Genomic DNA, 12,965 nt, shown 5'->3' with positions numbered 1-12,965 from the left:
TTTTCTTTAAGACAGTTGTTTGCTGACAAGCTTATTGACGAGAGATCCATCCGCCTTACCTTTAACCTTTGGCATGATAGCTGTCATCACTTTACCCATATCCGCTTTTGAAGCGGCACCGATTTCAGCAATCGTTTCATTAACAATCTCAGACAGCTCTTCTTCTGTCAGTTGTTCAGGCATATAAGCTTCCAAAATGTCTAACTCTTTTTGAACTTTATCTACTAAATCTGAACGATTAGCGTTTGAAAATTCATGGAGGGAGTCTTTACGCTGCTTTAATTCACGAGAAAGAACAGTCAGTTCCTCATCATCGGTCAGCCTGTCTTTCTTAAGCTTGATTGCTTCGTTTTGAAGCGAAGCCTTCACCATTCGAACGACAGTCAGTTTGTCTTTCTCCCGGCTTTTCATATAGAGCTTCATATCTTGATTTAGTCGCTCAAGAAGACTCATAAATCCACCCTCTTTTAGAATTTGCGCTTTCTTGCAGCTTCAGACTTTTTCTTACGTCTTACACTAGGTTTTTCGTAAAATTCACGCTTTCTTGCTTCTTGCAAAGTACCTGTCTTTGATACACTGCGTTTGAAGCGACGAAGAGCATCTTCAAGCGATTCGTTTTTTCTAACGACCGTTTTTGACATTCTCTTTCCCTCCCTCCGAATACACCAATCGACTGCTTTAAAAAAAGACATACATTAATACATGTACTTTGACATTATAATATAAGCTTTCGGTAAGGTCAACCAAACAAGGTTGTTTTATGTTTTTGTCATTAGTTTGCAAGCTTGTCTATATAAATTTATTGGAGGGGGTGTCTCCACAATCTGATGATCATTTTTATATTATTTCTATTTTTGATTATTTTTTTTCTTACGGGTATGGGTATGTTACGAAAAGGTTTGTTTTCTTTAACATTTGAAACGATTGAAAAACGACTACTTTTTTTTACGGATCATCCATTAAAAGCTTTTCTTGTTAGCATTATTTTTACTGGAATTTTACAAAGCAGTTCAGCATTTATGGTTATTGTTATTGGCTTTGTCAGTGTTGGGGCATTATCGTTTAAACGTTCCATTCCGCTGATTTTGGGGACAAACATTGGATCTACATTTACAACAGAATTTTTAGCTATCAAACTAGAATTTCTCATTTTCACTCTTTTTACAGTTGGAATTGTTTTGTGGATCACAAGAAAACACCCTTTTCACCACTTGGGTGTTAGTTTGATCGGCTTAAGCATTATTTTTTTCTGTATTCAAGGTTTTAGTCATCTTGCCATTCCATTATCAAATCTTGATTCAGGCGCATATATTGTTCATCTTGTTGAACATTCATCATTTTATGCTTTAATCGTTGGGACATTGTTGACGGCTTTGATCCATTCCAGTTCTGCCTGTGTTGGGATCTTGATGAGTTTTATGGATCAAGGGGTCATTGGCTTGACGCAAGCTATGAGTGTCGTGCTCGGTTCTAATATCGGGACATGCATCACAGCAGTAATGGCTGCTGTCAAGGGTGGTACAGCCGCTAAACAAACAGCTTATGCCCATGTTATCTTTAATGTTATTGGCGTGTTGGCCATTTACCCTATTCTTTCGTCTTTAACTGAATTTATTTCTAGCCTTTCCACAAGTCCAGCTCAACAAATTGCACATTTTAGCTTGGTGTTTAACATCGTAACTGCCGTTCTTTTTTTGCCATTGACCAATCTGTTTCATTCGTTTATCTTGTTCCTCTTCGCAAAGCGGAATTAGACAAAAAGCCAAATCACATCTTGATGTGACTCGGCTTTTAAAATTAAGACGTGAGGCGGATATTTTCGTGATGATCTTCACCAGAAACTCTAAGGAATTGTCCTTGATTATACGGATAGCCCGCCTTTACGATTTTCACTTTAACAAGTTTTCCGATTAGGTCTTCAGAACCTTCAAAAACCACTTTCATATAATTATCAGTGTAGCCGACAAATAAGTTGTCTTCACCGGTTTCTGTAAATGGCTCTTCGGGAATAATTTCCAGAACATCACCTTCATAATTTGACGCATACTCTTTTGCCAACTGATCTGAAAGGGCAATAAGTTGGTGAACGCGTTCATTTTTCAAGTTTTCATCAACTTGGTTTTCCATTCGTGCGGCAGGAGTTCCTGTCCGTTTACTGTATGGAAAAACATGCAGTTCAGAAAATTGATGCTCTTTAATGAAACGATAGGTCTCCATGAATTCTTCATCCGTTTCACCCGGAAAACCGACAATCACATCAGAAGTGACAGCAAGACCCGGAAGAGCTTTTTTGAGTTTCGTTAATCTGTCAGCGAAAAATTCCATTGTATATTTTCTTCTCATCCGTTTTAAAACACTGTTTGAACCGGACTGAAGAGGGATATGAAGATGTCTGACGATTTTATCAGAGTGGTCAAGCACTTCGATCACTTCATCCGTAATTTGACTTGCTTCAATTGAAGATATGCGAATCCTTTTCAGACCTTTAACACGGCTATCCAACTCTCTTAATAGCTGTGCAAAGTTATAATCTTTCATGTCTTCTCCATAGCCGCCTGTATGAATTCCGGTAAGAACGATTTCTTTATAACCAGCATCAACAAGTTGCTGCGCCTGACGGATGACCGCTTCTGGATCACGTGAGCGTAACAAGCCTCGTGCCCATGGAATGATACAAAACGTGCAGAAGTTGTTGCAACCTTCCTGGATTTTCAAAGAAGCCCGCGTCCGATCGGTAAATGCAGGAACATCAAGCTCTTCAAACACTTTGGCTTTCATAATGTTGCCAACACCGTTAATCGGTTGTCTTTCTTTTTGGTATTGCTTAATATAGTCGAGCATTTTTTCACGATCCTGTGTACCAACAACGATATCTACTCCAGGAATCGCCATAATCTCCGCTGGAGAAGTTTGCGCATAGCACCCAGTAACACAAATGACAGCATCGGGGTTTTGGCGAATTGCCCGTCTGATGACCTGACGACTTTTCTTATCGCCTGTATTTGTAACAGTACACGTATTAATGATGTATACGTCTGCTAAACTTTCAAATTCTTTTCTTTCATAGCCGTTTTCTTTAAAGAGCTGCCAAATTGCCTCTGTCTCATAATGATTGACTTTGCAGCCAAGTGTATGAAAAGCAACGGTTGCCATAATTACTCACCTCTTAATAACTCTGTTTGATAAGAAACAGCCGCCAAAGCATAAAGCGGCGCTGTTTCTGCCCTTAATATCCGCGGACCAAGCCCGCAAGCAATTGCTCCTTCTTCTTGGAGCGCCTGAATTTCACTGTCTGAAAAACCTCCCTCAGGACCAAACATCAAAAGGATTGAGGAACCTTTCGGCAAGTCTTTGATGACAGATTGAAACAGGGTGTTCTCACCTTGTTTTGATGACTCTTCATATGCAACGACACATTTATCGAAATTGTGAAGGCTTTTCAGTAAACTGTGAAATGTATGGATGTCTCCCACCTTTGGAATCTTGTTTCTTTGCGACTGTTCTGCAGCTTCCTTGGCGATTTTCGCCCATCTTTCTTGTTTTTTCTTCGCCTTTTTATCATCAAATTTTACAACAGATCGTGATGCTCCAAAGGGAATAAAAGAACTGGCTCCAAGTTCTGTACCTTTTTGAATGATCCATTCCAGTTTATCACCTTTTGGAAGTCCACTGGCAATATGAACTTGAAGTGGAAGTTCACGACTTTTTCCAGTCCATTCAACGATTGTTAACTCAACCTCGTGCTTTGATAAAGAATCCAAGGTACAGAATGCTTCATGGCCATCTTTTGTACAGCAAATAATCTGATTACCCTCAGCCATTCTCATCACATTTACGATATGGTGGACGTCTTCACCTTTGATGACAAGCACACCGGACGTTGTTACTTCTTGTTTCGTTTGTTCAATAAAATATCGTTGCATACGCTAGTGCCACCTACTAAATAATTATTTTTTGGCAATGATGCTGACCCAATCTTCCATCGACAGAACTTCAATGATTGTGAATCCCTCTTTTATTAGCGCATCCTTGACTTCCTGTTTTTTGTGCTGAATAATGCCTGATGTGATAAAATAACCATCCTGTTTGAGTAGGCTGTAGGCTTGGTTAGTAAAACGAAGAATCACTTCTGCCAAAATGTTTGCTACAATCACGTCTTTTTCTCCGCTAATCCCGTCAAGCAAATTATTTTGTTTAATTTCAATCTGTTCAGCAACCTTATTCAGTTTGGAATTCAAACGGGCGCTTTCAACAGCAACTGGATCAAGGTCATATGCTTCTACCTGGTCAGCACCAAGCATTGCGGAAGCGATGCTCAAAATACCTGTTCCCGTTCCGACATCAACAACTGAATCGCTTGTTTTCACATACCGCTCTAGTGCTTGTATGCAGAGAACTGTGGTTGGATGTGTGCCTGTTCCGAATGCCATCCCGGGATCCATTTCAATGATCAGTTCATCTGTATGAACGGGTGTATAATCTTCCCAAGTTGGAACAATTGTAAACTTTTCGGAAATTTTTACCGGATGGTAATATTTTTTCCAAGCTGTTGCCCATTCTTCTTCATTTACCTCACTGATGGTAATTTTATTTCTACCAAGATCAATGTCATATAACAACAAATTATTAATCGTTTTTTTGATGCCATCAACGGTTTCACCTAAAAAACTGTTGATCGGCAGGTACGCTTTAATGATGACGCCTTCTTCAGGGTAATCATTGGGATCGAGCTGGTAGATTTCTCCGTAAACATTCTCACGTTCTTTACTTAAATCAAGCGGATCTTCTATCACCACACCACTTGCACCAGCTTCATGCAAAATATTTGAGATGGGCTCTACCGCTTCATGTGTTGTGTGAATGCAAATTTCGGACCATTTCATACTACCAACTCCTCATCCAATCATTAATCACCTTTAAAGGCGCGTTTTACTTTATCAAAAAAACTCATTTCTTGTTCATCTGGCATATTCCCACTTACTTCTGCAAAGTCACGGAGAATATTTTTTTGTTTTTCGGTTAAATTCGTCGGTGTAATGACTCGGACGACAATATGTTGATCGCCTTGCCCATATCCCCGAACATTTTTAACGCCTTTTCCTTTTAGACGGAACTTCGTACCCGTTTGAGTACCTGCCGGGATCTTTAATTTCACTTTTCCATAAAGAGTGGGCACTTCTATTTCGTCTCCAAGCGCTGCCTGTGCAAAAGTCAGAGGCATTTCACAGTAGATATCATCTCCATCACGCTCAAAAAACTCATGTTCACGCACATGGAAAACAACGAATAAGTCACCTGATGGACCACCGTTTACACCAGGCTCACCATGTCCTGATACCCGAAGTTGTTGGCCATCATCAACACCTGCAGGGATAGTGACATTGATTTTTTTGCGGTTTTTCACTTTCCCTGTTCCACCGCATGTTGAACACTTATGCTTGATTTGCTTCCCAGTTCCATTACAGTAATGACAGACTCTTCGATTGACCACTTTACCAAACGGTGTAGACTGTTCCATGTTCAGCTGGCCTGAACCTCCGCAATGTGTACATGTGTCAGGGGTCGTACCTGGTTTTGCGCCTGAGCCGTGACACGTATCACACGTTTCTTCCCGAGGGATTTCGATCGTCGTCTCTTTTCCGAAAGCTGCTTCTTCAAATGACAATGTCATTGTATATTGTAGGTCTGCTCCTTGGCGAGGGGCATTGGGATCTCTTCGTCTTGTGCCGCCTCCAAAAATGCTTGAGAAAATATCATCAAATCCAAAACCACCGAAGTCACCGCTTCCCCCGAAACCACCGCCACCAAACCCTTGATTTGGATCAGCGTGGCCAAACTGGTCATAATGAGCTCGTTTTTGTTCGTCAGAAAGAGTCTCATAGGCCTCTTTCACTTCTTTAAACTTTTCATCTGAACCAGCTTCCTTATTAATGTCAGGGTGATACTTTTTTGACAGCTTGCGATACGCTTTTTTTATTTCGTCTTTAGAAGCGCTCTTACTTACCCCAAGCACCTCATAGTAATCACGCTTACTCATCTCTTCACACTCCCGATTTTCTCACATAAATTAAATTGTATCATTTTAAATTATGTTTTTTCAATTCCTTTTGTCTTAAATGATAAAAAAGTCAAAGTCAAGAGATCCTGACTTTGACTTTCATTACTTGTGATCAAAGTGATTTCATTTTCTTATTTTTTGTCTTGATCATCGTTGACTTCTTCAAATTCAGCGTCTACGACATTGTCATCCGCTTTTTTAGCTCCTTCTCCACCTTGTTCGGCTTGAGCTTTTTGAGCAGCTTCTTCATATAGTTTCATTGAAAGTTCTTGAACGATTGCCTGCAATTCTTCTTTTTTCGCCTTCATTTCATCAAGGTCATTTTTTTCAATTGCTGCTTTCAGCGCCTCTTTAGCTTCATTCGCTTTTTTCACTTGCGCTTCGTCCACTTTGCCTTCAAGATCTTTCAACGTTTTTTCAGTTGAGAAGACAAGCTGGTCTGCTTCATTCCGAATCTCGATTTCTTCTTTTTTCTTAGCATCGGCATCAGCGTTTTCTTCAGCCTCTTTCACCATGCGTTCGATCTCATCATCAGAAAGACCTGAAGAAGACTTGATAGTGATGTTTTGTTGTTTTCCAGTTCCTAAGTCTTTCGCACTTACATTGACAATTCCGTTTTTATCAATATCAAAAGATACTTCAATTTGCGGAACACCACGTGGTGCTGGTGGAATATCTGTAAGCTGGAAGCGACCCAATGTTTTGTTGTCAGCAGCCATCGGACGCTCACCTTGAAGAACATGGATATCAACTGCTGTTTGGTTATCAGCCGCTGTTGAGAACACTTGTGACTTACTCGTTGGGATTGTTGTATTACGATCGATCAGTTTCGTGAACACGCCACCCATCGTTTCAATACCAAGTGATAAAGGTGTTACATCAAGAAGAACAACGTCTTTAACGTCACCAGTGATGACACCACCTTGGATTGCTGCGCCAAGCGCTACTACCTCATCAGGGTTTACACCTTTATGCGCTTCTTTGCCAGTTTCTTTTTTGATGGCTTCCTGTACAGCAGGAATCCGTGTTGAACCACCAACAAGAATGACTTTGTCAATTTCGCTTGCAGAAAGATCTGCATCTTGTAAAGCCTGACGAACTGGACCCATTGTCCGCTCTACTAAATGAGAAGAAAGCTCTTCGAATTTCGCGCGCGTCAATGTGAGTTCAAGGTGTAGAGGACCTGCATCACCAGCTGTGATAAACGGCAGAGAAATTTGTACAGAAGAAACACCTGACAAGTCTTTTTTCGCTTTTTCAGCTGCATCTTTTAGACGTTGAAGCGCCATCTTATCTTTAGATAGATCAATGCCGTTTTCTTTCTTGAATTCTGAAACGAGATGATCGATGATCACTTGGTCAAAGTCGTCTCCACCTAGACGGTTATCACCCGCTGTAGAACGAACTTCGAATACACCATCGCCAAGTTCAAGGATGGATACGTCAAATGTACCGCCACCAAGATCATATACAAGAATAGTCTGATCTTCATCAGTTTTATCTAAACCGTAGGCAAGTGCAGCTGCAGTCGGTTCGTTAATAATCCGCTCAACTTCAAGGCCTGCAATTTTGCCGGCATCTTTTGTCGCTTGACGTTCTGCATCATTGAAGTATGCAGGAACAGTAATAACAGCTTTTGTAACGGTTTCCCCAAGATAGCTTTCCGCATAAGATTTTAAATGTTGAAGGATAATGGCTGACACTTCTTGAGGTGTGTACTTTTTGCCGTCAATTTCAACTGTATAGTCTGTCCCCATATGACGTTTAATTGACATAATCGTATTTGGGTTTGTAATAGATTGACGTTTCGCCACTTCACCTACCTGGCGTTCTCCGTTTTTAAAAGCAACAACTGACGGAGTTGTGCGGCTTCCCTCTGCGTTAGGAATGACTTTTGGCTCACCGCCTTCAAGCACTGCGACACATGAGTTCGTTGTTCCTAAGTCAATTCCGATTACTTTACTCATAATATAACCTCCTGCTATGTAGTTATTGATTTACTTTTACCATAGAAGGACGGATCACCCGGTCCTTTAATTTGTATCCTTTTTGCAATTCTTCTACGATTGCATTTGATTCGTATGCTTCATCCTCAACCTGCATGACCGCTTGATGTAGATTCGGATCAAATTGTTCACCGACTGAAGGTATCTGTTCAACACCTTCGTTTTTAAGCGCTTCTAAAATTTGACGCCGAACCATTTCCATTCCTTGCAACAAACTTTTCGTTTGCTCATTGTCAGGTTCGATTTCTAGAGCCCGTTCAAAACTGTCAAGCGCCGGTAGCAGCTCACTGATCATTCGTTGTGAACGATATTTTTCAGCTGCTTCAAGGTCAAGGCGTGCACGTCTTTTGTAATTTTCAAAATCTGCCTGAACACGCAAGTATTTATTTTCTTGTTCTTCAAGCCTTTCTTGAAGTTCTTTTATTTGTTTCTCAAGTTGTACTGTTTGAGATTCTTCAGCCTGTCCATCGGCCTCCACGTTTACTTGCTCTTCTTCAGTCACTTCTGTTTCCTTTAGTTGATCTTGCTCTTTCGTTTGGTTTTCTTCTGCCATCTGTGTTCACCTCCCTCAAAGGTTTATGTTAATGATGAAGAGAAGGGAACCATTCCCTTCTACTACCTTGTCAATACCGCCTTACCCATCATACAAACTCGTCAGTGCTTTTGACAAGTCAGATGATACATACTGCAGTAAGCTAACAACACGAGAATAGTCCATACGAGTTGGACCGATGACCGCTATTGAACCGATTTGTTTTGAACCGACCGTATATGTCGCGGTAATAAAACTGCAGTTCTCCATTTCTTCATAATCATTCTCTTTACCGATTTTAATCGTGATACCGGTATCTGTCGACTGAAATAACCGCAAGATTTCCTGTTTTTTCTCAATTAATGTCAAGAGGGACTTTACCCTTTCAATATCATGAAACTCAGGCTGATTCAGCATATTAATCTTACCGCCGAAAAAGAGTCGTTCCGTTTGAGATGAGGAATCAAAAGTAGCACCAAGACCAGCTAAAATTTGGTCATAACTTTGTATATGAGATCTTAAAAAGGTGGCAACTTCTTTGAAAATCTTGTCTTTAAGATCTGATATTGGTACGCCTCTAAGGCGTTCATTTAATATATTCACCAGCTTTTCAAGATCAGACAGATCCACTCTAGCTGGGAAATTGATCATTTTATTCTCTACATGACCGGTGTTGGTTACCAATATGGCAACGGCCTTATCTGGCTGGATTGGCACAATTTGAATCTGTTTCAAAAAGTTCTCGCTCAGCTTAGGCCCAAGGACAATCGATGTATAATTCGTCAGGTCTGATAAAATCTGAGCTGATCTCTGCACGGTTTTTTCAAGTTCAAAGATTTTTTCTTTAAATATAGAATGGATCAATGACAGATCCGTGTTTGTCAGCTTTCCTGGCGACAGCAAATGATCAACATAATACCGATAACCTTTTTCCGAAGGAATTCGTCCCGAAGATGAGTGGGTTTTTTCAATAAAGCCAAGTTCTTCTAAATCAGCCATTTCGTTTCTGATTGTAGCTGAACTAAATGTAATATCTTCCTTCTTAGAAAGTGTTCTTGATCCCACCGGCTGAGCTGAACGAATGAAATCGTTGACGATAATCTGTAAGATTAGCAGCTGACGATTTGTTAACATCCATATCACCTCTGTTAGCACTCTCAGTAAATGAGTGCTAATTGTATTTCAAAATTACCAAACTGCAATCAAAATGTCAATTATAACTCACCTAAGAATGATTGAAATACTTCATTCCCTAACAATTTTCCAGTATGTGTTAAACAGACATTTGTATTTGTGTTCTTGATCAGACCTTTTTGTTCAAGAGACTGTAAAACATCTGGAAAAAGCTCATCAAGGGACTGACCGTACTTCTTGAAGAATCGAGTTTTACAAACACCTGTTATTTTTCGAAGACCGAGAAACAGTTCTTCTTCGATTTGTTCATTTTTTGTGACACGATGAGTTTCCTTATAAGGAAAGCCACTGTTGTCAATACGGTCAATATACTGTTTAACAGGCGCTACGTTTACAGTCCTGATCCCATTAATATATCCGTGTGCTCCTGCTCCAAACCCAAAATACTCTTCATTACTCCAATATGTGAGGTTATGCTTACTTTCAAACCCTTTTTTGGCAAAGTTGCTAATTTCATATTGATGAATATTTGCTTCATTCATCTTTTTCATGACCAATTCGTACATTTCTGCTTCACGATCCTGTGGTGGCAGATGGAGGCGACCTTTTTTTGCCAGATTATAAAAAACGGTTTTGGGCTCAACAATTAGCGAATAAACGGAATAATGTTCAGCATCAAGTGACAGTGCTGTATCAATGGAAGCGACGAGCTGATCAACGGTTTGATCAGGCAGTCCAAACATAAGATCCAAGCTAATATTATCAAACCCAATCGCTCTCGCTCTATCAAAAGAGTTTAGCACATCTTTCTGTTTGTGAACTCTACCAATTTTTTTTAATAGATCGTCTTCAAATGTCTGAACACCAAAACTCAGCCTAGTGACACCCGCATGTTTTAAAATGGTTAGTTTTTCAGCGTCAAGATCATCTGGATTAGCTTCAACTGTAAATTCTAGTAATTGTTCAGTTGGTTTTAAAATGGTCATAATCCCATTAAGCAACCGTTCAAGCTGTTTGGCAGATAATGAAGTCGGTGTGCCACCACCGATAAAAATCGTTGTCAACTCAGGGTAACCAGCGGCTTCCATTGAATTCACCATTTCTTTTTCCAATGAATTTAGATACTCATCAACGGGCTGGCTATGATAAAAGAATTTATTAAAATCGCAATAATGGCAAATGTGTTCGCAAAATGGGATATGGATATAGGCTGATTTCATTGTTTTCACCTTCTTTACAGGAAGAAGCCGCAGTGTTTTATGCTGCGGCTAGTCTGCTTATGATTTTTGACCGCTATCGTCCATTTTCAGAACAGCCATAAAGGCTTCCTGTGGAACTTCGACAGAGCCAACCTGTTTCATTCTTCGCTTACCTTCTTTTTGCTTTTCAAGAAGTTTTCGTTTTCTGGAAATGTCACCGCCATAACATTTTGCCAGCACGTTTTTACGCATGGCCTTAATTGTAGAACGGGCAATAATTTTCTGACCGATTGCAGCCTGAACTGGCACTTCAAACTGTTGACGCGGAATAAGTTCTTTTAACTTTTCAACAATGACTTTTCCACGTTCATAAGCATAGTCACGATGAACAATAAATGATAGAGCATCGATTTTTTCGGCGTTCAGCATGATATCCATTTTTACAAGCTTAGATGGTCTATATCCGATCAATTCATAATCAAATGACGCATAACCCTTTGTATTTGATTTTAATTGATCAAAAAATTCATAAACAATCTCTGCAAGCGGAATTTCATAAACAATGCTGACTCTGTTAGCATCAAGATATTGCATGTCGATGAACTGTCCGCGTTTTCCTTGACACAACTCCATAACAGCTCCAACAAAGTCATTTGGTACCATCATGGTTGCTTTCACAAACGGCTCTTCAACCCGTTCAATCTTCTGTGGATCAGGCATATTGGCTGGATTGTCAACAACAAGCTTTTCACCATCTGTCATATACACCTCATAAATAACACTTGGTGCCGTTGTGATCAGATCGATTTTAAACTCCCGTTCAATCCGCTCTTGAATGATTTCCATATGCAGCATTCCTAAAAATCCGCAGCGAAAACCGAAACCAAGCGCTTGCGAAGTTTCCGCTTCATATTGGAGTGCTGAATCATTCAGCTCCAGTTTTTCCAAGGCTTCCCGTAAATCGTTATACTTTGCCGTATCAATTGGATACATTCCGCAATACACCATAGGATTTAGTTTTCTGTAACCTGGTAAAGCTTCAGGAGCCGGATTTTCTGCACCTGTAATGGTGTCTCCTACACGGGTATCTCCGACGTTTTTGATAGCTGCCGTCAGAAATCCAACATCCCCCACTGTTAATTCGTCTACAGGAACGGCTTTCGGTGTAAATACACCGACTTCAGTTACTTCAAATTCTTTGCCCGTCGCCATCATCTTAATTTTTTGGCCTGCCTTGACTGTCCCTTGAACAACCCTAATATAAGCAACAACACCTCTGTATGCGTCATACAGAGAGTCGAAGATTAAAGCTTGTAAAGGCGCTTCAGGATCACCATTTGGAGCAGGAACTTTCTCAACAACTTGTTCCAATATATCTTCAATTCCGATACCGGCTTTGGCAGATGCAAGAACAGCCTCAGAAGCATCAAGTCCAATGACATCTTCAACTTCCTGGCGAACTCGTTCAGGTTCTGCACTTGGAAGGTCAATTTTGTTGATAACCGGAAGAATTTCAAGGTCATTATCAAGGGCAAGATAAACGTTTGCAAGTGTTTGCGCCTCAATCCCTTGAGCAGCATCGACAACAAGAATTGCACCTTCACACGCAGCCAAGCTTCTTGAAACTTCATAGGTGAAGTCTACATGTCCTGGGGTATCGATGAGGTGAAAAATATATTCTTCTCCATCTTGGGCTTTATATTTGAGCTGAACGGAGTTTAATTTAATCGTAATTCCTCTTTCACGTTCCAAATCCATGGAGTCGAGCAATTGTTCTTTCATTTCTCTTTGAGTGATAGCCGCCGTCTTTTCCAATATTCGGTCTGCAAGTGTTGATTTTCCGTGGTCTATATGGGCGATAATAGAGAAATTGCGAATTCTCGACTGTCTTTGTAATCGTTTTTCTTTATCTGTCACACTAATCACTCCTACTATTAAACGCAAGTTGCGCTAGCTTAGATTATATCAATAGGGGTGTTAAGATTCAATCTCTAGAGAACATATAGTGAATGGCTACGATCTTAGAGACCATAAAA

General features: G+C 40.2%; 12 protein-coding genes. 1 reads left to right on the top strand and 11 read right to left on the bottom strand.

Annotated features, from left to right (window positions below; genetic code table 11):
- Positions 1 to 6: 6 nt before the first annotated feature.
- Entirely contained in the window at positions 7 to 453 is a 447-nt protein-coding gene (locus PDT38_RS00180; RefSeq protein WP_172296368.1) for a GatB/YqeY domain-containing protein, read from the bottom strand.
- Positions 454 to 467: 14 nt separating this feature from the next.
- On the bottom strand, positions 468 to 641 hold the full coding sequence (gene rpsU, locus PDT38_RS00175) for a 30S ribosomal protein S21 (protein WP_010196218.1): 174 nt from the start codon (positions 639 to 641) through the stop codon (positions 468 to 470).
- 186 nt (positions 642 to 827) lie between these two features.
- Here rpsU and PDT38_RS00170 point away from each other — a divergent pair, with 186 nt between their 5' ends.
- The gene (locus PDT38_RS00170) at positions 828 to 1,754 is read left to right on the top strand and encodes a Na/Pi symporter (RefSeq protein ID WP_270798153.1); all 927 of its coding nucleotides are present in this window, start codon (positions 828 to 830) and stop codon (positions 1,752 to 1,754) included.
- Positions 1,755 to 1,797: 43 nt separating this feature from the next.
- Here the strand turns inward: PDT38_RS00170 and mtaB are convergent, their stop codons facing one another.
- The 9 genes from mtaB to lepA all read right to left on the bottom strand — a co-directional run bounded on the left by mtaB (position 1,798) and on the right by lepA (position 12,846).
- Positions 1,798 to 3,153, bottom strand: a complete 1,356-nt coding sequence (gene mtaB / locus PDT38_RS00165) for a tRNA (N(6)-L-threonylcarbamoyladenosine(37)-C(2))-methylthiotransferase MtaB (protein WP_270798152.1) — start codon at positions 3,151 to 3,153, stop codon at positions 1,798 to 1,800.
- Between the two features lie 2 nt (positions 3,154 to 3,155).
- Complete coding sequence (locus PDT38_RS00160) at positions 3,156 to 3,923, bottom strand: 16S rRNA (uracil(1498)-N(3))-methyltransferase (protein ID WP_270798151.1); 768 nt, start codon at positions 3,921 to 3,923, stop codon at positions 3,156 to 3,158.
- A gap of 24 nt (positions 3,924 to 3,947) precedes the next feature.
- Positions 3,948 to 4,883, bottom strand: a complete 936-nt coding sequence (prmA, locus tag PDT38_RS00155; protein ID WP_270798150.1) for a 50S ribosomal protein L11 methyltransferase — start codon at positions 4,881 to 4,883, stop codon at positions 3,948 to 3,950.
- 23 nt (positions 4,884 to 4,906) lie between these two features.
- The gene (gene dnaJ, locus PDT38_RS00150) at positions 4,907 to 6,037 is read right to left on the bottom strand and encodes a molecular chaperone DnaJ (protein WP_270798149.1); all 1,131 of its coding nucleotides are present in this window, start codon (positions 6,035 to 6,037) and stop codon (positions 4,907 to 4,909) included.
- Between the two features lie 152 nt (positions 6,038 to 6,189).
- Positions 6,190 to 8,025: a molecular chaperone DnaK gene (gene dnaK, locus PDT38_RS00145; protein WP_270798148.1), complete on the bottom strand. Its 1,836-nt coding sequence runs from the start codon at positions 8,023 to 8,025 to the stop codon at positions 6,190 to 6,192.
- A 22-nt stretch (positions 8,026 to 8,047) separates the two neighbouring features.
- Positions 8,048 to 8,617 (bottom strand): nucleotide exchange factor GrpE, encoded by a 570-nt coding sequence (grpE, locus tag PDT38_RS00140; protein ID WP_270798147.1) that lies wholly within the window; start codon positions 8,615 to 8,617, stop codon positions 8,048 to 8,050.
- 81 nt (positions 8,618 to 8,698) lie between these two features.
- A complete protein-coding gene (gene hrcA, locus PDT38_RS00135; RefSeq protein ID WP_270798146.1) occupies positions 8,699 to 9,730 on the bottom strand; it encodes a heat-inducible transcriptional repressor HrcA in 1,032 nt (343 codons plus the stop codon).
- Positions 9,731 to 9,810: 80 nt separating this feature from the next.
- Positions 9,811 to 10,950 carry a radical SAM family heme chaperone HemW gene (hemW, locus tag PDT38_RS00130; protein ID WP_270798145.1) on the bottom strand — a complete coding sequence of 380 codons (1,140 nt, stop codon included), beginning with the start codon at positions 10,948 to 10,950 and terminating at the stop codon, positions 9,811 to 9,813.
- Positions 10,951 to 11,007: 57 nt separating this feature from the next.
- Complete coding sequence (gene lepA / locus PDT38_RS00125) at positions 11,008 to 12,846, bottom strand: translation elongation factor 4 (RefSeq protein WP_270798144.1); 1,839 nt, start codon at positions 12,844 to 12,846, stop codon at positions 11,008 to 11,010.
- Positions 12,847 to 12,965: the final 119 nt, after the last annotated feature.

The organism is Bacillus changyiensis (assembly GCF_027706145.1).
Lineage (GTDB): Bacteria > Bacillota > Bacilli > Bacillales > Bacillaceae > Bacillus > Bacillus changyiensis.
The sequence above is the reverse complement of the archived record's forward strand: the minus strand, read 5'-3'. Positions and strand labels throughout refer to the sequence as shown.